The following is a 22,774-nucleotide window of genomic DNA, read 5'->3' on the forward strand; positions in this document are numbered from 1 at the left end:
AGAATAAAAGGAAGAATGGGAAAGTTTTTTTGCCCTTGACAGTTTTGCATTGACTGATATACTGAGTAACATGATTGCACACGAAAGATGTGCGGTTTGTTTTAAATAGGTCATTTATTTTGGCAACGCGGGGTAGAGCAGTCTGGTAGCTCGTCGGGCTCATAACCCGGAGGTCGCAGGTTCGAATCCTGTCCCCGCTACCAATAAACGAAAGGGATTGCGGTTTTTGCCGTAATCCCTTTTTTATTTATTGCGCTATTTTTTCTCCTGAGTGCTTGCAAATAGTGGTTGGTATATCCAAAACCAAAATTGTGAAATCCTAAATACGAAGCAAATACTAAATTTTAATTTTCAAATGTTCAAAACCCGGTTTTTTTCATTGGGATTCTGTATTTTGGAATTTGTTTCGTATTTTTTGTTTCGTGCTTGTTTGGTTCTGGCTGTGCAAGTTTAGGAGGGAGGGATAATTATATGCACTGGAAGATTATTATTACCACATTTATTACTATTTTTTTGGCGGAGCTTGGAGATAAAACACAAATTGCTTCTATACTTATGTCAAGCAAAACGGACAAGCCGTTGCTGGTATTTATCGGTACAATGCTTGCATTTGCATTAGTGACAATACTTGGTGTTACCGTAGGAACGGTAATGGCCAGGATGTTGCCTCTGAATTACATCAAAACGGGGGCGGCCATTACCTTTATTATGGTAGGGATTCTTATTTTATTTGGGAAAATATGAATGGGAGAAAAATACGGCTTTTCTCAGGCGCAGCAAGTAGGTAAGACGGCGAATCTTGTTATTTTCCTTGGAATCTTAGGCGTAGTTTTGAGTGTTGCGGCCTTAACCATGAGTGATAGCCTTGCCAGGAGAGGGTACGGAACTTTCTATGCTTTCACCGGACTGCTTATGGTCGGGCTTGGTTATGGGGTCCGATACCGTTATAAATATTGCTTAAATGCGGCGCTGATATTATTTGTAGCACTTTCCTGTCACTTTCTTTACAGGTTTGTTGTTTATCACACTGCATATATTTTATTACGATTATTGTTAAGTATGTGGGTTTCTTACCGCCTTTTTCAGGCACTTTCGCCAATGAAAATACTTATTGAAACGAATACATTTCCTGACAAAACCAATCGATTTATTGGATTTTTATCGAGACAAAAAAAGCATGACCATTCTGGATGAGATTTATCAATATAAATTATCGGAAGTAGCGGAGAACAAGAAGCTTGTTTCTGTGGAACAATTAAAAAAAAACATTCTGCAAAGAGCCCCTGCCCAATCTTTTGGTCGTGCATTAAAAACAAGCGGAAAAATAAACATTATTGCTGAGGTGAAAAAGGCCTCGCCCTCCCTGGGGATCATCAGGGAAGATTTTCAGCCGGTAGCAATTGCCAAAATCTATGAATCAAACGGAGCGGCCGCGATATCGGTATTGACTGACGTTAAATATTTCCAGGGGTCTCTGAAATATTTAACGGACATTAAAAATACCGTGCGTTTGCCCATTCTGAGAAAGGATTTTATTATTGATTCGTATCAAATATATGAAGCACGTTCCGCAGGAGCTGACGCAATACTTCTGATTGCGGCGCTCCTTTCGGAAGATGAAATACAATCCTTTTTAAATACGGCGGAAAAACTGGGAATGGATTGTCTTGTTGAAGTCCATTCTGCGGATGAATTAGAGAAGGTTTTACGGACAAAAGCAACTATTATAGGCATTAATAATCGCGACCTTAAAACCTTTCGCACCGACCTGGAAATTACCTTTCAACTAAAAGCCATGATTCCCGAAGACAAAATTGTCGTGAGTGAGAGTGGTATTAAATCACGGCCAGACATACTAAAATTGCAGGAACACGGCATCCATGCAGTTCTTATCGGAGAAACGCTGATGAAAAGCGACAATATCCAGTCAAAATTATGCGAATTATCAGGTACGTAGCAAGATTATAACTGAGCGTCCAGCGCTGTTTTTAAATCATTTTTAGACTTTACACCCACTATTCTATTTACCGCCTTTCCATTCTTGAAGAGTATAATTGTGGGGATTGACGTAATGCCAAATTTTGCAGGGGTACTGTTGTTTTCCTCTGTATTAAGTTTTCCAATCTTCGCCTTTCCGCTATATTCTTTTGCCAGTTCCTCAATAACTGGAGCGAGTTGTCTGCAAGGGCCGCACCAGGATGCCCAAAAATCAACCAGCACCGGAATCTTTGCATTTGTTACTTCCGCATCAAAATTTGCGTCTGTTATTTCAACCAAACCTTCTGCCATAATCCATTTTCCTTTCAATTGATATATATTAAGTTATTTTAATTACCACGCACAAAAAGATTACAGTGGCATTCACCGTCACGTTCAATTTCTTCTTTGTGGTAAACGCAAGGGCATATGGCCTTTTTGTCTTTTTCAATATCACCGCTAACGATGCGGCAAGGACAATAGGCATGCCCGTATTTTGATTTACGCATAACGAGCCCTTTGACGACTCTATCGACAATTTTTTTATCCGGATTTAACTTGTAAGGGCTATTGGTGACATAGGTATTGAGCATTTTGCGAATGTCCGCTTCTTCGTCTACCATTGAATCTTTGTTATCCATAGTTTAACCGTTTAAAAAAAGAAAAAACTGAATATACCGCTTTCAAAAACACTGTGAATCCTCACGCGAAAGAAAAATATATGTTTTAGTGAGCAGGTTCTGTATCATTTTTTTCACGCGGGGTTCGTTTCAGTTCCCATACGGCTCCCGTTGGGTCAGGGCAGTGGGCCAATAATGTATCTTCGCTTGTCTGCCATGGCAACCTTGCTCCATATCGCAGTGATTGGGCATCCCTTGAAAGAACAGCATATGCGCAATCACAAAGCCCTTTTGGGGTAAATCCCGTTAAGGGAAATGAATCACCTTTCTTATAATAATTACAACTTCCTTTTTCTGCTACCGTTGCTACCACTTTGAAACTGGAACTTTTACACTTCACAATAGGGACTCCAATAAATGTTAATGTGCCTCTTTTATTTTATAATAGTTCATTATATTTTATGAAATAAACGTATTGCAAGAACAAAAAACAAACTTGACACAGAGCAACACTTTGGTTTTTTTAAAAACCTCAGCAAGATCAAACATTAGGCGAATCCGGGTTAATAGACTATTTGCTGAGTGTTTTTTTTATCGCATAAACTTTTTAAAAGGAGGTGTGTTTTATTGAAAAATTTTCTTTCGGCAGGATATTGCTCAAGATATTTGTCCAGATGGAGAAAGGCAAGTTCATACTCCTTTTTTGCAACGTAGTTATCGATAAGCAGGATCATCGGACGATTATCATCTGGAATACACATCATTGCCTGTTCGCAAAATCTGATTGATGCGTCAAAATCCCCGTTAATATTGTGATTCCGGGCATTGTACAAGAAAATCTCTCCCACAAGTCCGATATCCTTCATGATCTTCTTTTTGGGATGATACCTGTCCTTCTTTTTAACAATCCCATCGCTGTGCGTGTGTTCAAATAAATATTCATGAGTATTATCAGAAACCATATTATAAATATGGCCGGGAACAAAAATATTTTTTACGTCAATGTCAAAATGCCGGCATAGAATGGTAAATCGTATTGCATAGGAAAGACAATTCCCGACCTTTATATTGAGAGTATCCTTGAAATCGTAGCAATCCCTGTATATTCCTTCGCACGCATACTCTTTTAGCCAGGCAAAGATTATTTTGGCTTTTTCAATAGGATTATCAATGTTATTGACGTCAGTTTCTTTTGTAATTCGCGAAATAAGAAGGTCGATTTTTTTCTGATACGCCTGAATCTTTTTATCACTATGTACGCCCGAAGCGATAAGGCATGCGCGGTCAAACGGCATATCAAGACAGTTGTCTTTAATATCCCTGAGAAGAGACATTTCGCTCTCATTGTATGCATATTGACTTGTCGGATACGTTTGCCGGGCTGGTTGGCAACCAGGGAAAAAGAAGAAGTGTATGAGACAAAAAAGGAGCGGCAAGAAAGTTTTTTTCATGTGTTATTCTATTTTTCTTTTAATAACCTCCATTAATCGTTCCTGAGTGAAGGGTTTTTCCAGATATGATACATCAGGGTCGATCTCAAATATTGTTTTATTCGAGTGGGGAGAAAAACTGCTGGCAACAATAACAGGGATATCTTTGTATGGTGGACTGGATTTTAGTTGTTTGAGGAATTCATCGCCGGGCAATTTATCAAGCAATAAGTCGAGAATGATGAGATCCGGTTTCTCTGTTTCTATCATTTCCAATGCCTGTTTCCCGTCAAGGGCGTGAACGATGGTGTAATCAGTATCTTCAAGCATCATTTCGTAAAAAAAGAAAAACTCCTGCTCGTCTTCAACAATAAGTATTTTTTTACTCAAGTATCGCTCCTTTTTAATGAAATAGTGCCTTGTTTAGGAATTTTCGGACGGCGCCACCGGTAGTGTAAATTTGAAAGAAGCTCCTTTTCCAATGCCTTCGCAATCAACCCAAATCCTTCCTTTGTGTGCCTCGACAATATTTTTGCATAGTGCAAGCCCCACCCCGGAACCATACATAGTGGGATGTTCCTGGAAAAATCTTTCAAACAGTTTAGAATATTCTTCTTTGGGAAGCCCAATACCCATCCCGGTGTCTTCAACGGATATTTCCAGATAAGAACCTTTGCATTTCCCATAAATATTAATACTGCCACTCTCCGTATATTTTATTGCATTATCGATCAGATTAATAAGTACACGTGAAATCTCGTTTTTGTCGCCAATGGTCACAGGTAAATTTCCTGAAGAATGATATGTTAATGTCAACCCCTTTTTTTTCGCCAGAAGCTTCATGCCCATAACAGTTTGATGAATAATTTCTTCCATTTGTATGGGTTCTTTTTTAAAGACGAAGCGGCCTGATTCAAGGACGGATAAATCGAGTATACTTTCAATCGTTTTCCTTAACCGTTGCAAACTGCTGTGGATAATTTGTTCGAATCTTTCTTCTTTTGAACGGTCGAGACTATCTTTTTTAATCTCATTCGTCCATAAATCTATGGCCATTTGTACTTGTGCAACAGGAGACTTTAATTCATGAGACACGTCCCGAATCATTTTGTCTTTCATTTGATCGAGGGTGAGTAATTCTTTGTATGCTTTTTCCAGATCATGGCTTTGTTTTTCAAGTTCTTTGTTTATTTGTGTCAGGTCCTTTGTGCGCTCTTCTATAATTTTCTCCAGATTGGAAGTGTATTCTTCCAGTGCGTGTGTTTTTTCTTCGACAAAGTCCGCCATTTTGTTGAAGAATTTTGATAATTCACCTATCTCGTCTTTTGCGGAGATGTTAACGCGTTTGCTGAAGTCGCCTTCAGAGATGCTTTTTGTCACATCGGTAAGATATACAATAGGCTCTGAGATTTTTTTCCCGAAGACGAATGCAAAAGATACAACGGCCAACGTGAGTAAAAACAAAATCGAGAAGGTTATTCTATGTAATTTTTTGACAGACACATACCATTCATCTTTGTCGATTTCTGCAATAATTCCCCATTCCAGTTCTGGCAACCATTGCCAGAACCCCAGAACGGTTTTTCCCCGGTAATCAATATAGCCATTTGCATCATATCCGGAACCGCCTTTTAAACATTCCGCAACGCCTTTTGTAAAATTGCCGGTAAAGGGGGCGATTAATTTTAATTCAAGGGTTGTTCTTTGTTTTACCAGTCCGAAATCTTTGAGAGAACTTAAAAACTTTGATTCAGAGATCATATACCCTTCTTTGTTAATGAGATATGTCTCTCCTGTTTTTCCAAGACGAACACTTCTCATGAGTTTATTGATTTCCATGACATCGATTCGCAGACACACGACGCCGATAATCTTACGTTCATATATTACCGGGGTAGTAATAAACAGCGTTGGCATGCCTTGCTCCAAACTACTATATTCGTTTATGATGGGAATTACAGAGGGAACTATTGGTGATACATATGTCGTACCTATTATTGCCTGTTTAAAGAATTCAAAGCCGGACACATTGGTAATAACTTTCCCGGTTGAAGTGGTAATCTTTAAATCTCCGTTTCTGTCACAAATAAAGATTTCTTTATAACGGTAAGTGTCTCTCGTGTATTTTAGATGGTGTAGCAGCCTGTAAAAATTTTCGCTGCCTTCAGATTTATAGATTACGCCGGGGACGTTAGGATTTTCGGCAATCAACCAGATGTCCGCCTTTCGTTCTTCAATCCATTTTTCGATAAGTTCCGCCTGTTTATGGCCGATACTGTCGAGGTTTTGGATTAAAGCATCACGCAAAGCATGTTCTTCCTTTGGATAAATATATACTATCGTAATAAAGATGGGAAAGGTGGAAAGAAGGATTGAAGAGAAAATAATTTTTTGCTTTATGGAAGTAAAAGAAAAAAAATGAAAATTATGAGCTATTGCGGAGCAGTAGTTTTTCAGGTGCGAATAATGTTTCAATAACTGTTGCAGTAAGTTCTCCATACGCCACGCGCTAAAATAATGCTAAAATGTCATGTTTGTAAAACGTAATTTGAGGCCGAAATTATTTAGAAGTTGTTTTCTATTGGGATTTTTTTCTTATAAAAGAAGGAATGTTTTTCAAGTGTTGGTCAATTATTTCATTGGTAATTTCTTTTACCCCTATTTTTAGAGCAAAATCTTCAATTGATTTCTTTGCCTTGCTGCGAATGAACACCGGAATTCTTTTCAGGCGGATTTCGGCGTCTTCTGTCCATACAGGTGCTGTTTGCAATGTCTTTTTATTAATGGCAGAGTTGTTTAAATATGCCTGAAATTTTTTAATAATGCCGTCATTTTTGATAGTGCGTTCATTAAGAAATGCCTTGATTTTATCAACAACTTCTTTTTTATGGGAACCGGTAAATTTTTGCTTTGCTTTGTCCCACGCTTCCATACGAAGTTCATCAAAACCGATGTTTTTAATGCGTTGCGATGCAAGCATCATTGATTCGTCCCGTATCGCAGAAAGGAATTGAGAGCTGATTTCGTGGTAACCGTGCTGCATCGCTTTTTTTTGCATAAGTTTGTAAATTCCCGGACGTACAAAATCCGGCGCGTTTAAAACGCGTTTCTTTGCTTCTTCAGACCATGGTATTTCATTATTTTCAGGATTTTCCGGTACAATATCTTCGGGATGTTCAGATACGGGTTTTGTTGTGGCAGCGTCCGGGAATGCTGTTTTATTGTTCGACATCATTTCTTCCCGCGCTGCCCTCATAACCCAGAGCGTTATTTCCTGATAATTATTTTGCGCTGCAAAACGTTCCACATTTTTTATAATCATTCCTCTTCCGAAAGAAGGTATTTGTTTCAGGATGGCGTGTGCTTCATGGCTCCAGTCCATGGTAAAACATTCTTCCGTGCCAAAGGTTTCAGAAGGTTTCAGTTTTATTACTTTGCTGCCCGACTTTCCAGGAATATAATTACACCAGGGATCTTCATCCATTTGGTTGTCTGTTGCGGTAAGGGCGCGGGCCCGGCATCCTTTGCAAATTTCTTTAAATTCACATATTCCGCATCTCCCGTTTAAATCAGCATGCCGTAAAGTTTGAAATCCGGCATTGTTGTTCCATATATCAACAAAACTTTTTTCTCTGACGTTTCCGCTAATGTCGGGTATGTATGGGCAAGGGGTGACGTTTCCTTCAGGGGTTATTCTGCAGTAATGTGTTCCCGCAGGACATCCACCGGCATATGTTCTTATCAGCGGCGAATTATTGTCATGTTCATATACAATTCTTCGGTAGTGCGGGGCGCATTTTGCACCAACCATCATCTTTCCCTTATATTTTTCATGAAGGGTGTACAGTTGCCGCAATGTTTGATCGTACTGTTCCGGTGTGATATCGGTTAAATCCTGCCCTTTGCCGGTGCATACCAAAAAAAACAAGTTGAACACCTTAGCGCCGAGTTTATAGGAAAAGTCGATAATATCGGAAATCTCCGTAATGTTATCCCGTGTAACAGTAGTTTGTATTTGAAATCCTATTCCCTGACGGCGGCACGCTTCTATTCCATTGAGAGTATCATCCCATGCGCCGGTTATTCCCCGAAAGGTATCGTGTTTTTCCGGGTGAATAGAATCGAGGCTGATGCCTACCCCTGAGACCCCGCATAGCTTTAACCTTTTTGCTTTATCATCGTCGATTACGTTTCCATTTGTTCCCAATACTACCATCATGCCTTTTTTAGATGCGTAATGCGATAAATCATAAATGTCATTTCTTAAAAGCGGTTCCCCTCCTGTCAAAATGAGTAAAAGATTGGGGTTGAGCTCCGCCATTTGATCGATAAGTTTGAATCCCTCTTTTGTATCAAGTTCATAGGGAGATTTTTTGGTTAATGCATTGGCGTCGAGATAACAATGGTCGCATTGTAAATTACAACGATAGGTTGTGTTCCATGAAATGGCGTATGGTTTGTATTGCATCAATAATTTCTATGGAATAAATTGAATTTCAGTGTATTCATTTTAAAATAAAAGACCGGTTTGTTTTGAGTATTGTACAAACGGGTTTCTTTATCTGCATCCCTTGCACATCATATACATACAGTAAAGTTTCTAGTCAAAATATATAAAATAAAAGAAAAAAAAACAATCATATAATCAAAAGAAGAAGGGACGGGGGCTTCGGTTTTAAGCATTTTTTGGCAAAATATTTAATGGTGAGATACGAAATACGCAACAAATTCTAAATTCATTCAGTTGTATAAAATTCAATTGTAAAAAAAATGCGTATGAAGTAAATTGCCTTGAATCCATTGGGATTGCTGATAGAATGAAAAAAGACACCTTTTTACAGTCAGTTCGTTCATTTTAATGTGGAGATAATAAAATTAATGAAAGTGATTATAAATAATTTGAATAAAGTAGTTCCCTGTGTCCTGATGCTCTTTGTTTTCTACGGATGCGGCAAGCCTCAATCCCCGGATAATATTGAGGCAAAGGATGCGGGTAATGTTGTTGAAGGTTATGCTGCATCGCAGGAAGAAAAAAAGATAGTCAAAATTCCTGAAAATATGACCGCGGAACAATATTATAATTATGGATTGGACAATATTAAAAAAGGGCAATTTGACGTATCAATTGCGGCATGGGAAAAAGCGATAGAGTTAGACCCGGCAATGGTGGCGGCATACGAAAAACTGGGAAAGGCGTATTATACGCAGGGTGAGTTTGATAAAGCCGGCCGCATTTATAGAAAAGCTATTGAGTTTGATCCCTACAATACAATGTTATATTTTAGTTTGGGGGTTGTGTACCGGATGAATTTGCAATATGAGGATGCAATTGATGCGCAACTGAAGGCATTATCACTGGACCCGAATCTCGCTATAGTCTATAATGAAATGGGCTTGATTTATTGTAAACAAAAGAGATTGGATGAAGCCGTTGCCGCTCATAAAAAGGCTCTTGAGCTCAATCCAAACCTGGGGAATGCGCACAATTATCTTGGTGTTGTTTATTTGTTGAAGGGTATGAGTAAAGAAGCAGAAATGGAATTTGCTGAATACAAAAAATATGAAGCTGGCGGCAATATGCCTTCAGGTCATGGTGCACCTTCTGCTCACTAAGGGAATTGGAAAGGCGTGTCAATTTTGCGGAAAAATTCTTTAATTGAGATTTGGTATTGCAATGTGTGGATGCTACGTTGTTATATGAATTTACACTCAGGTGTTGGTCGCTTAATGTCCGGCGCCATGATGAACAATGGTCGTGCCTTGCAATTGTTTCCCTTATGAATAAGCGCAACTAGTCGGAATGATCCTGCTTTTCCATGTATTTTAAGAGTGCCATTTGTGTGATGGCAAATTCTTCTATTTTTCTGGACTTATGTAAAACGTGAAGCCAGTCTTCCGTTGTGCCGTAAGGGCCTCCTTCATTTTTTAATGTTTTCTCTAAATTCTTTAAATCTAATTCCAATAACTCGAGTCTGTTCTTTATTTCTTTCATCATTAGTAGCTCCTGCTGTATTGACTAATTTGCCGGTTTCGCACAGACTCACGGGAAATAGTAAATTCATCACTTTCCTTTTTTGTCCAGCCCTTTAGCACGGTATGCGAGAACTAGTTTTTTTTGGAGCGCCTTATCTTCCGGTTTAAACCCTAATGCTTTTTTGTATTCATCAATGGCTTCATCAATTGCACCTGATGAAAAATAAACATCGCCAAGATTATAATGAATATTTGCCCTTTGCAGGGTTTTATTTGCCGGAATAAGGTGCAACGATTGTTTATATTCATTTGTCGCATCACTGTACAGTCCTTTGCTTTGATAAGCATACCCCAGGTTGTAATGTGTTTCCGGCGAGCCTGGATTCTGGGCAAGGTCTGTTTGAAAGGCGCATATTGCCTCGTCCTGCAACCCCATGTCACGATATAACAAGCCAAGGTAATAATAAATCCTGGGATAGCGGGTATCGTTTTCCAGTATTTCGTTATATGCGGCAAGCGCTTCTGAGTAGTTTCCCTGATTTCCACATGCAAGGGCGAATTGAAAAATCTCGTCTTTGCTCATTTGTTTTAATTTTGCACCGATGTTTTGCCGGGTGGGATTTGCTTTGTTTGTGTCGGTCTGAGCATTTTTAACGGCGTAATTTGCCGGAGCATAAAGCGTCCCTATGTTTGCGTATTTGGGATCTTCTTTGCCGCATCCAAGAACCGAACAAAAACAAAATAAACTACATAATATAGGGTAAGCAACTTTCATATTTCATTTGGCAGTAAAAAAAATTTTGGAGATCTAATCTCAATAGGGTAAATGAAACATGCGTGATTTTCAAGGAAAATAAGTGGCATTATCAATGTAAATTAACTGTTTGAAAAAGGATATGGAATTTATTAGCAGTGAGAGCAACAAAGGTTTGCGGGCGTTTTATAAACGTATTTAGGCTCTGTAAATAAATAAAGGTATCAACTTTTCACTATTGCTTTTGGTCTTATGACGTAGTTCCAGTCGCCGTGAAATTTATTGCGCTCCACATTGATGTTTTCCATTTCTTCATCACTAACCTTTCGTCCTGTCGGATATTTCCGGCGATCCAGCCTACAGGTTACTTTCAGTCCCTTTGCAGTGGTCGTTTTGGCGATAAGATTGACGATCGTTTCGTAATCCCGCAACGGTTCACCCCGCCAATTTGACGTAATAAAGGAAAAGAGTCGGTGCTCGATCTTGTTCCATTTGCTGGTTCCAAGAGGAAAATGACAAACTGAAATACACAGACCGGTTTGATCAGCAAACTTCTGCAATTCCAACTTCCATAGTCTCAAGCGCGACCCATTACTCCCCCCGCCATCGGCTGTGATCAGAATCATGTTCGCATCCGGATAAAGCCGCCGTCCTTCAAAACGCCACCATCCGCGAATCGACGCTACCGCAAATGCGCCGGTATCATGGTCGGTTCCAACATTGACAAAACCGGAATTGCGCCCGAGGTCGTAGATACCGTAAGGATAGGCGCGTGGGACTTCTGGGTTGGGAAAGTCGTGGCCTTGAACCTTCCTCGGTTGTTTTGTAGGAAGCCACTGTTGACCGGCATTGTCGTAGTTGCCGATGAGTTCTTTCTTCTTTGTGTCCACTGAAATCACAGGAACGCCTTGCTTCAGACACTTCTTTACCGCGGCATTGATATGCCGGAATTGCTCATCGCGATCCGGATGGTCTGCTCCCTCTTCCGTCTTCCGGTTGCTCTGCAGACTATAGTTCAGATCGTTGAGTATCTGCGCCACCTTCGCGTGACTGACCGGATACTTCTTCCTGGCGAGTTGCGCGGCAATCGTCCGCGTACTCTTGCAAATCCATCGCAGGGGAGATTCCGGATCGCCGCGTGTTTGGCTATCGATCATTGCTTCCAGCGCCTCCAACAAACGCGGGTTCGATTCTGTGAGGGATTTGCGACCAGCGCCAGGGCGACGAATGCGACCAGCCGGAGGCACTATCCCTTTTTGAATCTCGTCAATTCCCTTGGCAATGGCTTTGCGCGACAAACCACATGCGCGGTGGACCTCAGAGATTCCACCAAAACCCAAACTTAAGGCTTCATTTGCTGCCATGACACGGCGCGTACGCTCATCCAATAACGGCCATACCGCATGCAACTTCTGTTTCAATCCAAGTGGAGTATACATGGACTGAAAGTATAGCATTACCCTGCGCCAATTGCTACCTTTATTTATTTACAGAGCCTTAATACGTGCAAAATATGACATGAAGATTCATTATTTTGAAATAGTTCGATACTGTTGTCAGTAAATAATTGAAAAAGCGGAAGACCTGGATGGAAAAGTTTAGTTGCAAATATAAAACGATTTTTGTATAGTTAACTTATTCTCAAATCAGGGGTTGCTGTTATATGTACGAGAAACAAAGGTATTGTCATGATCTAAGTCACTGGTATCGGCATTTTGATATAACTATTTGTTGTATTACAGGTTATATTAGCTGCTTACTAAAATACAAATTTATCGGTACATTACTCATAAACAATCAGAAACCTTTACGAAAAATAAGGAGAGTTTTGTTTTTTAAGTGAAATACAAATAATACACCTTTTTTGTTCCACGGAAAAATATTTAAACAGTAGTAGTAATTAATAAATTACACAACCAACCTGTAAAAGGAGGGTATACAAAATGAGAAGTATTGCATTGCTCAATCAGAAGGGGGGGGTAGGGAAAACTACTACAACTGCGAACCTGAGCGCATGTCTTGCGGCATTAGGGAGGAAGGTGCTGGCTATCGACATGGATCCTCAGGCTAATTTAAGCGTGCATCTTGGGGTGGACATTCATAATTTACAAAATTCGGTGTATAGTTTAATCATGGGGAATTGCAGTCCTTCGGAGGTGATTTTGCACACGGCAAATATTGGCCTTGATATTATACCCTCTACGATAGACCTCTCTGGGGCGGAGATTGAATTGGTAGGTATTGTTGGAAGAGAAACCGTTCTGAAAGAATATTTGGGGGACTCAATAAATGCGTATGATTATGTGCTTATTGATTGCCCCCCCTCGCTTGGGTTATTGACAATCAATGTTATGACGTTTGTGAATGAATTGTTCATTCCCGTACAAACTGAATTTTTTGCGTTGCAGGGAGTAAGAAAATTACTTGATACGTATGAGATTGTGAAAAAACGATTAAATCACAATCTGGAGATTACCGGCGTCATTCTTTGTATGTATTCAAGTCGCGCACGGCTTTGTAACGAGGTGGTGGAAAAAATTAGAGAATATTTTGACGAGAAAGTTTTTGACACGATTGTAAGAAAAAATATTAAACTTTCGGAATCTCCCAGCCATGGAAAGCCGGTTATTACCTATGCACCCGATTCACATGGATCCGAAGATTATATGTCTCTTGCAAAAGAGGTGATAAAAAGGGAAAACAATCATAGACGCTAAGAAATAGTATTATCCGTGTGTTTAAACCTCTCGATAGTTTGTTTTAGAGCTGATTTTCAATAGTGCAGATTTATTTTTGCAGAAGAAGATTTGTTCATTTTCCGGTAAAAGCGATCCTTCCTTTATAGCATTATATTGTGCATGAGGGTTGCGGTTATTACACCGAAAATTTCGAGGTAAAAGATGAAAAAGAAAAATGTACTCGGACATGATCCCCTGGCATGGATGAATTTGGAACGGGAAAGGAAGTCGCCGTTGCCTGAAGGTGTCAAAGAGGGAGATAAAAACGTGGTAGAAAACAAACAACAAAAAGTGCAGAATGCTGCAAAACAACAATCTTTCCCATTGCTGAAGGGGGATGAAGATAATAGTATTTCAAAGGGTAATCAGGCAGAAAGGGTTTTTAATGTTATCACCGGCAGTAATGAGCCTCCCCCGAAGCCAAAGGTCGTAATCGACCGTTTGTATGAAGAAATATCTAAAAAAGCTGCAACTACCATTTCACCGAGTAACGAGGCGATTGCAACGCCTGGCGCAGCAAATAGGTTTCAAAAAACAGAACCACCTTCCTCAGGCTATGGTGCAGCAAAGACAGGCATGGGCATGCCGTCAAGGGTAAATAAATTACCGGCTACTGGTTCTGGAGTACAGTTTTCTACGTATCTTATCGTTGCATACACGGTGTTGTTGCTTATTCTGGGATATTTTGTGTATACGGACTTCTCGAAGCGCACAAATAGACTGGAGGCAAAAATATATGCAATAGAGAGGGCATTGCGTTTAAGATAATAGTGGGAAAATGCGGACAGTTTTTTTGTAAAGGGCAAAAGGATATGATATTTTGTTTCTGAAAAATATATGCTTAATACCTTGCATGCTGTTTTCAGCTTTTTATTGTAGCGTGCTCACCCCGGAATATTTTCGTACCTCCATTCTGTAATTTTAACATTAACCCGCCGTTGTAGGATATTCCGATTACTTTGCCGGAATATTCCTTTCCATTGTCAGTGATTATCAGATCTTTCCCCACAGTTACACAATATTCTTTCCACTTTTCAGTAATATATTTAAAGTGTTCATCCCGAAGAATTAAATACCACTTATCGATATATTGGAGCAGTGTTCTGGCGAAAGATATACGGTTAACGTATTCTTTTTTTTCTATTGCAATTGATGTTGGAAGTATACTCGTTTTTTTCGGCAATTCGGTTTCTGTTGTGTTGATATTTATGCCGATCCCTATTAAAAATATGGGTTGTTTTTTGTGATTCTTTTCCATAGTTACCAGTACCCCCCCCCATTTCTTTCCTCCGATTAACAGGTCGTTTGGCCATTTGATTTCCGCTTGTAATAGGAAGGATTCACGAACCATTTCCGTTATTGCCACCGCTATAGTGCCTATTAACAGGCATAAATTGTCAGGTTTCATAGTATATTTGAGCAGAATGGTAAGGAGCAAGCCCTTGTATTTTGGGCAAAACCAAATATGGTTTGAACGGCCCCTGCCGTTCGTCTGTTCTTCGGCAAAAATGGTAGTGCCGTTTTTAAAATCTGTTTGTATAAGTTCCCTTGCTGCATCCATTGTGGAAGTGATTTTTTCATGATAAATAATTTCACTTCCGACAATTTTTGTCTTTAAGCCATCCATGATTTCTTCTGGTCTTAAAAGGTATGAGGCTTTTGTTTTCATTTAAGAGGGTGCTTTACAGTGTTTTTATACAAAATTATTATAGAAGAGTATTAATGAAACGCGGTCAATATCTGATATGCTTTCACTATATGTCAAAATTTATTTTGAAAGTCAATAGTATAAATAGAAAAAACAATTGTATCTTGTTTTTAGAGCAAATTTCCTTAATTTTATTTGGTTAAGCCTCTCGTCTTTGTCATAAGGATTTTTTGAGGAAATGAAAACTCTGCCATACTGACAGTTGCGATAGATGGCGGTTTTTTAATTCTGTCACTATGGCATATTCAATGGCTATAACTATATTGTTCCGCAAGGTGTAAAACTTAATATTTGTGCTGGTTAAGGCATATTATTAACAACAATTTGGCTGAGGCATGTGTTTTGCTCGTTACTGTTGGGTTAGTAAGTTTTATGATACTATCATGAGCGTAGTATAATCTCTATCCGGAATTTTGAAAGGAGGTACTTGATGGCGAAGCAATTGGCCTTTAGTGATGAGGCAAGAGCCGCGATTGCCAGAGGGGTGACAAAACTCGCAAGGGCAGTTAAGGTGACTTTGGGGCCAAGGGGCAGAAATGCTGTGTTGGATAAGGGGTACGGGAGCCCAACCGTAACTAAAGATGGAGTAACGGTAGCAGATGAGACGGAGCTGATAGACCCTTATGAAAATACAGGCGCCCGGTTGGTGAGGGAGGCTGCTTCAAAGACAAGTGATGTGGCCGGGGATGGCACCACAACTGCCACGGTTCTGGCTGAGGCAATATTTTTGGAAGGACTAAAGTGCGTGACGTCCGGCGCAGACCCAATGGCGCTCAACAGGGGGATGCGCAAGGCCCAGGAAAAGGTGGTAAGCAAATTAAAAGAAATGAGCAAAAAGGTTCAGAACCAAAATGATATTGCTAATATCGGCTCCATTGCGGCAAATAACGATAAAGAAGTTGGTAAAATGATTGCCGATGCAATGGATAAGGTTGGGAAAGATGGTGTGATCACCGTCGAAGAAGGAAAAGGTCTTGATACACGCGTGGAAGTAGTGGAAGGCATGCAGTTTGACCGTGGCTACCTTTCCCCGCATTTTGTAACAAATCAGGATACTATGGAGGTGGAATTAAAGGATCCCTATATTCTGGTATTCGAGGATAAGGTATCGACGATTAAGGGGCTTGTGCCACTGCTGGAAAAATTGGCGAAAACGGGAGTTCCTCTTTTAATTATAGCGGAAGATGTGGAAGGGGAGGCATTGGCAACCCTTGTTGTTAATAAACTTCGTGGCACTATAAGTTGTGCAGCAGTAAAAGCGCCGGGTTACGGAGACCGCAGGAAGGCTATGTTGGATGATATTGCAACCCTTACCGGCGGGAAGGCCATATTTAAAGATCTTGGAATTCAGTTGGAAAATATTGATATTCGCGATTTGGGGCGCGCTAAAAAAGTCACTATCGACAGTGATAACACTACGATTGTGCAGGGCGCCGGCAGCTCTGACGCCATATCCGGCAGGATCAATCAGATAAGAAACGAGATAGAAACAACAACCTCGGATTATGACAGGGAAAAGCTGCAGGAACGTTTGGCGAAGCTTGCGGGCGGCATTGCTCAGATTTTGGTGGGAGCCGCCACGGAAAGTGAGATGAAAGAAAAGAAGGCACGGGTTGAAGACGCGTTGCATGCTACGCGGGCTGCTGTTGAAGAAGGTATTTTGCCAGGCGGCGGTGTTGCTCTCCTCAATACCATTGAAGTTTTAGAAAAGCTTAAACTGGATGGTGATGAGGCAATGGGCGTTGATATTGTAAAAAAGGCTCTTTCCTCTCCGGCAAAACAAATATTTAAAAATGCCGGGCTTGAAGGGTCTGTAATTGTAAAGAAAATACTAGACGCCCGTGATTCTATGTATGGCTATGATGCAGACAAGGGAGATTACTGCAATATGATAGAGGCCGGCGTAATCGACCCTACGAAGGTGACGAGAAGCGCTCTCCAGAATGCCATAAGCATTGCCGGAATATTATTGACCACCGAATGCATTATTACCGATATCCCTAAGAAAGAAGGCGAAGGCATGCCATCTGGTATGGGTGGCATGGGCGGTATGGGTGGTATGGGTGGTATGGGTGGTATGGGCGGCATGGGAATGATGTAGCCGTCAGGTTCGTTAAAAAGAGTATATAAAAGTTTTAGGGAAAAAGATTTTTTCAATCAATTTATTGCTAAGGAGGTAAATAAAAGAGTATGGCAAACATTAAACCGTTAGATGACAGGGTAGTTGTTCAGCCTATGGAAGCTGAGGAAAAAACAAAGGGTGGTATCGTTTTACCTGAGACAGCAAAAGAAAAACCAATAAAAGGAAAAATAATAGCAGTTGGCGAAGGAAAATTATTGGAAAATGGTAAAAGAGCAGATTTATTGGTAAAGGTGGGCGATGTGGTTTTATACGGAAAATACGCAGGAACAGAGGTTACGGTTGACGGCAAAGAATATTTGATTATGAGAGAAAGCGACATTTTGGCGAAAGTTAACTAAGCTTGAGCAATGGCAAATAATTAAATTGTAATTTCTTGGAGGTTATAACATGGCAGCAAAGCAGTTGATTTATGATGAAATTGCCAGGGGGTCGCTTCGAAAGGGGATAAGACAATTAGCAGACGTCGTTCGGGTAACTATGGGGCCTACCGGAAGGAATGTGATACTGGAAAAGGGTTTTGGCGCCCCCTCTGTTACAAAGGATGGTGTAACTGTCGCAAAAGAGGTTGAATTAAAAAATCCCTTTGAAAATATGGGCGCTAAAATGGTATGTGAAGTGGCGTCAAAAACCAGTGATATTGCAGGCGATGGTACGACTACTGCGACCATTCTGGCAGAGGCAATTTTCAATGAGGGGATGAAGTATGTCACCGCAGGCGCTAACCCTATGGCGCTCAAAAGGGGTATTGACAAGGCGGTGGACGTTGTGGTCGCAGAACTGAAACAGTTAAGCATCCCCATAAAAGGACGCGCAGAGATTGCGCAAGTGGGTACAATTTCTGCAAACAATGATGCTTCTATTGGAAATCTTCTTGCAGACGCGATGGATAAGGTAGGGAAAGACGGCGTGATTACGGTTGAAGAGGCGAAGGGGATAGAGACTACTTTAGAAATTGTTGAAGGTATGCAGTTTGATAAGGGGTATCTCTCTCCTTACTTCATAACAGATGCTCAAAATATGGAAGTGGTGCTGGAAAATGCATATATATTAATTCACGAGAAGAAGATATCCAGCATGAGAGATCTCCTGCCCTTGTTGGAAAAGATTGCAGGTAGCGGAAAACCATTTTTGATAATTTCCGAGGATGTTGAAGGTGAAGCGCTGGCAACTCTCGTTGTGAATAAGCTGCGCGGTGTATTAAGCTGTGCGGCGGTTAAGGCTCCAGGGTTTGGCGACCGCAGAAAGGCTATGCTGGAAGATATCGCAATATTGACGAACGGAAAGGCAATTACCGAAGATTTGGGATTAAAGCTGGAGAATATCGGGATAGAAGATCTTGGAGTGGCAAAGAGGATTACCATAAATAAAGATAACACGACAATAATCGAAGGTGCGGCTACGAAAGAAAACATTCAGGCCAGGATCCGGCAAATCAAAAATCAGATTGAACAGACAACGTCAAACTATGATAAAGAAAAACTCAGCGAGAGGCTTGCGAAGCTGGCTGGCGGGGTTGCGGTAATACACGTTGGGGCGGCAACCGAAGTCGAGATGAATGAGAAAAAGGCACGCGTGGAAGATGCTTTACATGCAACCAGGGCTGCTGTTGAGGAAGGTATTGTGCCAGGGGGAGGCATCGCTTACATACGTACGATACCTGCACTGAAAGAGGCAAGTAAAAATGCTAACGGCGATGAGAAGATCGGTATGGATTTAATTGCAAAAGTGCTGGAAGCTCCCTTACGGCAAATTGCGAATAATACCGGGGCAGACGGTTCGGTGGTTTTTGAGGAAGTGAAGGGGCTTTCCGCAAATATGGGCTATAATGCCAATACTGGCGAGTATGTTGATATGTTCGTGGCGGGTATTGTTGATCCTGCGAAAGTATCGAGAGTGGCATTGCAAAATTCGGCAAGTGTCGCCGGTTTATTGCTGACAACTGAGACTATGGTGACGGAATATAAAGAGGATGAGGATGAAAAAATTATAAATGGCAGCATTCATTAAAATAATTTCAGAACTACTACTCATTATTAAAGTGAAAAGGCTGCTACATGTAGCCTTTTTGCTTTTGTACACACCACCACACTGTCATAAAAATCAGATACCCCTTCGCAGGTGATTTAAAATGACCATGTCAAAGCAGGAAAAACTATTAGGAACACGAGGAAATAGTGGTGACGTTCTGTAGCGGCAATTAATGAATTGCCGCTACAGGGCTTAATACCCGTAACTATTCAGCGTAAACGATACACGGCTCGTTCCCAAACCTTATACTGAACATAGTGAAGTATCTGTTTGGGAACGAGTTGTGCTCTGATCTCCGGTAGTTTAATAAATACGCTGAATAGTTACTAATACCCTGTGATTGCAAAGACCTTTCAAAAGGTGGACAATGTTTTAAGGCCGTACTGACGGCAGAATGGGTGTTTTAAAACTTCCTTGATTTTATTCTGTTCTATGCACTATAATTTTTTTGGTACTTTTTAAATAATTAGAGATAAAATTCGAAAAATAAAATACTTATGGGACGAGATTACTATCAAATATTGGGAGTAAGCAGGAACGCGGGCAGCGATGAAATAAAAAAAGCGTATCGACAACTGGCGATGAAATATCACCCCGATAGAAATCCCGGTAATAAAGAATCTGAACAAATGTTTAAAGAAGCGGCGGAAGCATATGGAGTATTGAGTGACGCCGAAAAGAAGAAATTATATGATCAATACGGAGAAGAAGGCCTGAAGGCCACAGGCACTCGTGGTTACAGCTCCTATGAGGATATCTTTGATGCGTTTGGAGATATATTTGGTGGCGGAAGTATTTTCGATGAATTTTTTGGCAAGGGAAGAGGCGGTGGAGAAGCCGGTAAAAGAGGGGCAAGTTTAAAATGTGATATCGAGATGGGGTTTAAAGAAGTTGCTACCGGCGTAGAGAAAAAGATCGAACTTATGCGAAGGGAAATATGCGATGCTTGCCGTGGTACTGGCGCTAAGGAAGGTACTTCTCCGGTTACGTGTCCTTACTGCGGAGGGAAGGGACAGGTGCAACAATCGCAAGGGTTCTTCACATTGCGCACTACATGTCCTAAATGCCGTGGCACTGGCAAAATTATCGAATCGCCATGCAGAAAATGCGGCGGAACAAAACGATATCCAAGAAGGGCGACAATATCGGTAAAGATCCCGGCAGGGGTAGAAGATGGCACAAGACTGAGACTGGTGGGACAGGGCGAACCAGGAGAGAATGGAGCACCTTCCGGTGATTTGTATTGTGATGTCCACGTCACGCCCCATCCAATCTTTCAGAGGCATGGAAACGATGTATTGTGTGAAGTCCCCATTAGTTTTGCACAGGCGGCATTAGGCTGCAAACTTGATGTCCCGACATTGTCTGGCAATATCATTCAGGTGAAAGTGCCTAAGGGCATACAAAATAACGAGATTATCCCTATTAAAGGTGAAGGGTTTCCTAATATACACAGGCATGGCAAAGGTAATTTGCTGGTTCAGGTGGTAGTTGAAACACCAACGAAGATTTCTTCGCGTCAGGAAGAATTGTTAAAAGAATTCGCCGAGCTGGAAAAAAATAATATTTCTTCCAGACAAAAGAAGTTTATTGAAAAAATGAAACAGGTATCATAATATTTTTTATTGAAAGGAGGTACAACTTAATTGTATTGCGGCTCTTTTGTGCTGCTGTAAAAATTAAGTATGATATATGCCAACATACGAATACAGATGTAATGAATGTAGTCATAAATTTGAAATGTTTCAATCTATAAAATCAGATCCGGTGAAGGAATGTCCTTCCTGTGGTCGTTTTTCTGTGGAAAGAATTATTGGGACGGGTGGGGCAATAATTTTTAAAGGTTCAGGATTTTACCAGACGGATTACCGGAGCGAAGAATATAAATCCAGTGCAAAAAAAGAATCAGAAATAGCAAAGCCGGAAACAAAGGATAAAAAACAAGAGAAAAAGACAGAAAAAACGCATGCAGAAAATTAATTGTCCGAATTGCAGAAAAATACTCTTTTACCAGGTGATTAAGGATTTGCCCTATTTCCCTTTTTGCAGCAACAGGTGCAAATTGGTTGATTTTGGTGCCTGGTTGGATGAGAGTTACTGTATAGGGGAGCCGATGGGGAGTGACGGGTCAACATGTATATATGAAAAGGGAGAGGAAATGGATGGTTAAAACAAAGACACACGTACATAGCTGGCGCGATATTTTTGTTGCTTTTAAAATGGCATTTGATCCTAAGATGATGTTTCTCGGGTATGCAGGCCTTCTTATCAGTTTAGCCTGGTGTATGACGGCGGCATCTTTTTTTTCTGCACTAAAAATAATAAATTTATCACCGTTCTTTTTTACGAAAATTATTTTATCCCCGATGCGGGATAATTGCCCCATACATGGAGCAAATTTTTCATCTGCCGCAGCGATGTTCAGTGTGGGCGGATTTATATTCTTTATAACAATTGCTCTGGGACTCCTGGCAATATGGTCATTTTTTGGCGGTGCAATTACCAGAATAGCTGCACTGGATTATGCGAGGGATGAAAATGTTAGGTTAATAGATGCTGTTATATTTGCCAGAAAAAAATTCTGGTCATTTTTTTGGTCGCCAATGATTCCTTTTATAGGGGTGTTTTTTTTCGGAATATGCAATGTAATTGGCGGTTTAATAGGAAGGATACCGGTATTGGGGGAATGTGTGGTTGCTTTAGGGTTTCCCTTTGCCTTTGTTGCCGGCTTATTGATGGTGTTAGTCGGGATAATAGGTGTATTGGGTATGTGTTTTATGTACCCTACCATTAGCGCTGAAGGGTCGGATGCATTTGACGCGGTAAGCCGTGCATACAGTTATGTAATTTCAAGACCAAAACGGTTTTTGGGGTATTGTGGAATATATATAGTATATGGCATTATTTGCGTTTCAATAGTTGCTTTTTTTGCATGGCTGGTGATTCATCTGTCTTTCTGTACGGTAGGATTTGGGATGGGAGAAAAATTTTATACCGTTAAAGCATATATACTGCAACGATATAATATTGCATGTTTAGGCTTTTGCATGAAGCCTGCTGACGAATCAAAGGCAGTGGCATCTGTTCTTGCCGGGTGGTCTCTGAAATTCCTTGCGGGCATGTTGATTGTTTATATCTTTTGTATTAAATTGGCCGTATGGAATTTTTTTATTAACTATGTATTTTCCGCGAAAACAGTTATTTATTTTTTATTGAGAAAAGAAATAGATAGTACCAATGTTACCGATGTGTATTTGGAAAATAACAGCCGGAATGAACTGACGACTGATATTAAAAATGATGATATAAAGAAACTTTCCGAAAATACACACAATGATGATGTCCGGAGTGACCAATTTAAGGAATAATCGTATTGCCTTGCCAATTCAATTCATGCAGAGCA

General features: G+C 40.5%; 24 protein-coding genes and 1 tRNA gene. 14 read left to right on the plus strand and 11 right to left on the minus strand.

Going from position 1 to position 22,774, the window contains the following annotated elements:
* Positions 1 to 126: 126 nt before the first annotated feature.
* The 4 genes from KSMBR1_RS09595 (at position 127) to trpC (ending at position 1,957) form a co-directional block, all read left to right on the plus strand.
* Positions 127 to 203: transfer RNA gene (locus tag KSMBR1_RS09595), tRNA-Met, on the plus strand.
* A 268-nt stretch (positions 204 to 471) separates the two neighbouring features.
* A complete protein-coding gene (locus tag KSMBR1_RS09600) occupies positions 472 to 744 on the plus strand; it encodes a TMEM165/GDT1 family protein (RefSeq protein WP_099325132.1) in 273 nt (90 codons plus the stop codon).
* Complete coding sequence (locus tag KSMBR1_RS09605; RefSeq protein ID WP_099325133.1) at positions 745 to 1,194, plus strand: hypothetical protein; 450 nt, start codon at positions 745 to 747, stop codon at positions 1,192 to 1,194.
* Complete coding sequence (gene trpC / locus KSMBR1_RS09610) at positions 1,178 to 1,957, plus strand: indole-3-glycerol phosphate synthase TrpC (RefSeq protein ID WP_099325134.1); 780 nt, start codon at positions 1,178 to 1,180, stop codon at positions 1,955 to 1,957. The genes KSMBR1_RS09605 and trpC overlap by 17 nt, the downstream gene beginning before the upstream one ends.
* A 5-nt stretch (positions 1,958 to 1,962) precedes the next feature.
* Here trpC and trxA read toward each other — a convergent pair whose 3' ends face one another.
* From trxA to KSMBR1_RS09645, 7 genes are all read right to left on the minus strand, one after another.
* The gene (gene trxA, locus KSMBR1_RS09615) at positions 1,963 to 2,289 is read right to left on the minus strand and encodes a thioredoxin (RefSeq protein ID WP_099325135.1); all 327 of its coding nucleotides are present in this window, start codon (positions 2,287 to 2,289) and stop codon (positions 1,963 to 1,965) included.
* A gap of 38 nt (positions 2,290 to 2,327) precedes the next feature.
* The gene (locus KSMBR1_RS09620) at positions 2,328 to 2,618 is read right to left on the minus strand and encodes a ferredoxin-thioredoxin reductase catalytic domain-containing protein (RefSeq protein ID WP_197705391.1); all 291 of its coding nucleotides are present in this window, start codon (positions 2,616 to 2,618) and stop codon (positions 2,328 to 2,330) included.
* An 85-nt stretch (positions 2,619 to 2,703) separates the two neighbouring features.
* Complete coding sequence (locus tag KSMBR1_RS09625) at positions 2,704 to 2,997, minus strand: TIGR04076 family protein (protein WP_157820506.1); 294 nt, start codon at positions 2,995 to 2,997, stop codon at positions 2,704 to 2,706.
* Between the two features lie 163 nt (positions 2,998 to 3,160).
* Positions 3,161 to 3,931, minus strand: coding sequence for a transglutaminase-like domain-containing protein (locus KSMBR1_RS09630; protein WP_099325137.1), 771 nt, complete (start codon positions 3,929 to 3,931; stop codon positions 3,161 to 3,163).
* A gap of 120 nt (positions 3,932 to 4,051) precedes the next feature.
* Positions 4,052 to 4,417: a response regulator gene (locus tag KSMBR1_RS09635; protein WP_099325138.1), complete on the minus strand. Its 366-nt coding sequence runs from the start codon at positions 4,415 to 4,417 to the stop codon at positions 4,052 to 4,054.
* A gap of 33 nt (positions 4,418 to 4,450) precedes the next feature.
* On the minus strand, positions 4,451 to 6,526 hold the full coding sequence (locus tag KSMBR1_RS09640) for an ATP-binding protein (protein WP_099325139.1): 2,076 nt from the start codon (positions 6,524 to 6,526) through the stop codon (positions 4,451 to 4,453).
* Between the two features lie 79 nt (positions 6,527 to 6,605).
* Positions 6,606 to 8,495 carry a radical SAM/SPASM domain-containing protein gene (locus tag KSMBR1_RS09645; protein ID WP_099325140.1) on the minus strand — a complete coding sequence of 630 codons (1,890 nt, stop codon included), beginning with the start codon at positions 8,493 to 8,495 and terminating at the stop codon, positions 6,606 to 6,608.
* Between the two features lie 410 nt (positions 8,496 to 8,905).
* Between KSMBR1_RS09645 and KSMBR1_RS09650 the strand changes: the two genes are divergently transcribed.
* Entirely contained in the window at positions 8,906 to 9,640 is a 735-nt protein-coding gene (locus KSMBR1_RS09650; protein WP_099325141.1) for a tetratricopeptide repeat protein, read from the plus strand.
* A gap of 178 nt (positions 9,641 to 9,818) precedes the next feature.
* Here the strand turns inward: KSMBR1_RS09650 and KSMBR1_RS09655 are convergent, their stop codons facing one another.
* From KSMBR1_RS09655 to KSMBR1_RS09665, 3 genes are all read right to left on the minus strand, one after another.
* Complete coding sequence (locus KSMBR1_RS09655; RefSeq protein WP_099325142.1) at positions 9,819 to 10,022, minus strand: hypothetical protein; 204 nt, start codon at positions 10,020 to 10,022, stop codon at positions 9,819 to 9,821.
* 66 nt (positions 10,023 to 10,088) lie between these two features.
* Positions 10,089 to 10,775 carry a tetratricopeptide repeat protein gene (locus KSMBR1_RS09660; RefSeq protein ID WP_099325143.1) on the minus strand — a complete coding sequence of 229 codons (687 nt, stop codon included), beginning with the start codon at positions 10,773 to 10,775 and terminating at the stop codon, positions 10,089 to 10,091.
* 203 nt (positions 10,776 to 10,978) lie between these two features.
* Positions 10,979 to 12,193: an ISAzo13 family transposase gene (locus KSMBR1_RS09665; protein ID WP_099325144.1), complete on the minus strand. Its 1,215-nt coding sequence runs from the start codon at positions 12,191 to 12,193 to the stop codon at positions 10,979 to 10,981.
* 504 nt (positions 12,194 to 12,697) lie between these two features.
* Between KSMBR1_RS09665 and KSMBR1_RS09670 the strand changes: the two genes are divergently transcribed.
* On the plus strand, positions 12,698 to 13,471 hold the full coding sequence (locus tag KSMBR1_RS09670; RefSeq protein WP_099325145.1) for a ParA family protein: 774 nt from the start codon (positions 12,698 to 12,700) through the stop codon (positions 13,469 to 13,471).
* 183 nt (positions 13,472 to 13,654) lie between these two features.
* On the plus strand, positions 13,655 to 14,260 hold the full coding sequence (locus KSMBR1_RS09675; protein WP_099325146.1) for a hypothetical protein: 606 nt from the start codon (positions 13,655 to 13,657) through the stop codon (positions 14,258 to 14,260).
* A gap of 94 nt (positions 14,261 to 14,354) precedes the next feature.
* Here the strand turns inward: KSMBR1_RS09675 and KSMBR1_RS09680 are convergent, their stop codons facing one another.
* Positions 14,355 to 15,161 (minus strand): biotin--[acetyl-CoA-carboxylase] ligase, encoded by an 807-nt coding sequence (locus tag KSMBR1_RS09680; RefSeq protein ID WP_099325147.1) that lies wholly within the window; start codon positions 15,159 to 15,161, stop codon positions 14,355 to 14,357.
* Between the two features lie 469 nt (positions 15,162 to 15,630).
* Here KSMBR1_RS09680 and groL (KSMBR1_RS09685) point away from each other — a divergent pair, with 469 nt between their 5' ends.
* The 7 genes from groL (KSMBR1_RS09685) to KSMBR1_RS09715 all read left to right on the plus strand — a co-directional run bounded on the left by groL (KSMBR1_RS09685) (position 15,631) and on the right by KSMBR1_RS09715 (position 22,739).
* Positions 15,631 to 17,301 carry a chaperonin GroEL gene (gene groL / locus KSMBR1_RS09685; protein WP_099325148.1) on the plus strand — a complete coding sequence of 557 codons (1,671 nt, stop codon included), beginning with the start codon at positions 15,631 to 15,633 and terminating at the stop codon, positions 17,299 to 17,301.
* An 89-nt stretch (positions 17,302 to 17,390) separates the two neighbouring features.
* Positions 17,391 to 17,681 (plus strand): co-chaperone GroES, encoded by a 291-nt coding sequence (groES, locus tag KSMBR1_RS09690; protein ID WP_099325149.1) that lies wholly within the window; start codon positions 17,391 to 17,393, stop codon positions 17,679 to 17,681.
* 49 nt (positions 17,682 to 17,730) lie between these two features.
* Positions 17,731 to 19,350, plus strand: coding sequence for a chaperonin GroEL (groL, locus tag KSMBR1_RS09695; RefSeq protein ID WP_099325150.1), 1,620 nt, complete (start codon positions 17,731 to 17,733; stop codon positions 19,348 to 19,350).
* Positions 19,351 to 19,868: 518 nt separating this feature from the next.
* On the plus strand, positions 19,869 to 20,987 hold the full coding sequence (gene dnaJ / locus KSMBR1_RS09700) for a molecular chaperone DnaJ (protein WP_099325151.1): 1,119 nt from the start codon (positions 19,869 to 19,871) through the stop codon (positions 20,985 to 20,987).
* Positions 20,988 to 21,063: 76 nt separating this feature from the next.
* The gene (locus KSMBR1_RS09705) at positions 21,064 to 21,351 is read left to right on the plus strand and encodes an FmdB family zinc ribbon protein (protein ID WP_099325152.1); all 288 of its coding nucleotides are present in this window, start codon (positions 21,064 to 21,066) and stop codon (positions 21,349 to 21,351) included.
* A complete protein-coding gene (locus tag KSMBR1_RS09710) occupies positions 21,338 to 21,541 on the plus strand; it encodes a DNA gyrase inhibitor YacG (protein ID WP_099325153.1) in 204 nt (67 codons plus the stop codon). The genes KSMBR1_RS09705 and KSMBR1_RS09710 overlap by 14 nt, the downstream gene beginning before the upstream one ends.
* The gene (locus KSMBR1_RS09715) at positions 21,534 to 22,739 is read left to right on the plus strand and encodes a hypothetical protein (protein WP_099325154.1); all 1,206 of its coding nucleotides are present in this window, start codon (positions 21,534 to 21,536) and stop codon (positions 22,737 to 22,739) included. The genes KSMBR1_RS09710 and KSMBR1_RS09715 overlap by 8 nt, the downstream gene beginning before the upstream one ends.
* The last annotated feature ends 35 nt before the right edge of the window (positions 22,740 to 22,774 follow it).

This window comes from Candidatus Kuenenia stuttgartiensis (assembly GCF_900232105.1).
Taxonomy (GTDB): domain Bacteria; phylum Planctomycetota; class Brocadiia; order Brocadiales; family Brocadiaceae; genus Kuenenia; species Kuenenia stuttgartiensis_A.

What these genes read in the sequence shown, in the direction of transcription:
- KSMBR1_RS09600 (WP_099325132.1), top strand. Translation starts at nt 472, where the DNA reads ATGCACTGGAAGATTATTATTACCACATTTATTACTATTTTTTTGGCG.
- KSMBR1_RS09605 (WP_099325133.1), top strand. Translation starts at nt 745, where the DNA reads ATGGGAGAAAAATACGGCTTTTCTCAGGCGCAGCAAGTAGGTAAGACG.
- trpC (WP_099325134.1), top strand. Translation starts at nt 1,178, where the DNA reads ATGACCATTCTGGATGAGATTTATCAATATAAATTATCGGAAGTAGCG.
- trxA (WP_099325135.1), bottom strand. Translation starts at nt 2,289, where the DNA reads ATGGCAGAAGGTTTGGTTGAAATAACAGACGCAAATTTTGATGCGGAA.
- KSMBR1_RS09620 (WP_197705391.1), bottom strand. Translation starts at nt 2,618, where the DNA reads ATGGATAACAAAGATTCAATGGTAGACGAAGAAGCGGACATTCGCAAA.
- KSMBR1_RS09630 (WP_099325137.1), bottom strand. Translation starts at nt 3,931, where the DNA reads ATGTCTCTTCTCAGGGATATTAAAGACAACTGTCTTGATATGCCGTTT.
- KSMBR1_RS09640 (WP_099325139.1), bottom strand. Translation starts at nt 6,526, where the DNA reads ATGGAGAACTTACTGCAACAGTTATTGAAACATTATTCGCACCTGAAA.
- KSMBR1_RS09645 (WP_099325140.1), bottom strand. Translation starts at nt 8,495, where the DNA reads ATGCAATACAAACCATACGCCATTTCATGGAACACAACCTATCGTTGT.
- KSMBR1_RS09650 (WP_099325141.1), top strand. Translation starts at nt 8,906, where the DNA reads ATGAAAGTGATTATAAATAATTTGAATAAAGTAGTTCCCTGTGTCCTG.
- KSMBR1_RS09655 (WP_099325142.1), bottom strand. Translation starts at nt 10,022, where the DNA reads ATGATGAAAGAAATAAAGAACAGACTCGAGTTATTGGAATTAGATTTA.
- KSMBR1_RS09660 (WP_099325143.1), bottom strand. Translation starts at nt 10,775, where the DNA reads ATGAAAGTTGCTTACCCTATATTATGTAGTTTATTTTGTTTTTGTTCG.
- KSMBR1_RS09665 (WP_099325144.1), bottom strand. Translation starts at nt 12,193, where the DNA reads ATGTATACTCCACTTGGATTGAAACAGAAGTTGCATGCGGTATGGCCG.
- KSMBR1_RS09670 (WP_099325145.1), top strand. Translation starts at nt 12,698, where the DNA reads ATGAGAAGTATTGCATTGCTCAATCAGAAGGGGGGGGTAGGGAAAACT.
- KSMBR1_RS09675 (WP_099325146.1), top strand. Translation starts at nt 13,655, where the DNA reads ATGAAAAAGAAAAATGTACTCGGACATGATCCCCTGGCATGGATGAAT.
- KSMBR1_RS09680 (WP_099325147.1), bottom strand. Translation starts at nt 15,161, where the DNA reads ATGAAAACAAAAGCCTCATACCTTTTAAGACCAGAAGAAATCATGGAT.
- groL (WP_099325148.1), top strand. Translation starts at nt 15,631, where the DNA reads ATGGCGAAGCAATTGGCCTTTAGTGATGAGGCAAGAGCCGCGATTGCC.
- groES (WP_099325149.1), top strand. Translation starts at nt 17,391, where the DNA reads ATGGCAAACATTAAACCGTTAGATGACAGGGTAGTTGTTCAGCCTATG.
- groL (WP_099325150.1), top strand. Translation starts at nt 17,731, where the DNA reads ATGGCAGCAAAGCAGTTGATTTATGATGAAATTGCCAGGGGGTCGCTT.
- dnaJ (WP_099325151.1), top strand. Translation starts at nt 19,869, where the DNA reads ATGGGACGAGATTACTATCAAATATTGGGAGTAAGCAGGAACGCGGGC.
- KSMBR1_RS09705 (WP_099325152.1), top strand. Translation starts at nt 21,064, where the DNA reads ATGCCAACATACGAATACAGATGTAATGAATGTAGTCATAAATTTGAA.
- KSMBR1_RS09710 (WP_099325153.1), top strand. Translation starts at nt 21,338, where the DNA reads ATGCAGAAAATTAATTGTCCGAATTGCAGAAAAATACTCTTTTACCAG.
- KSMBR1_RS09715 (WP_099325154.1), top strand. Translation starts at nt 21,534, where the DNA reads ATGGTTAAAACAAAGACACACGTACATAGCTGGCGCGATATTTTTGTT.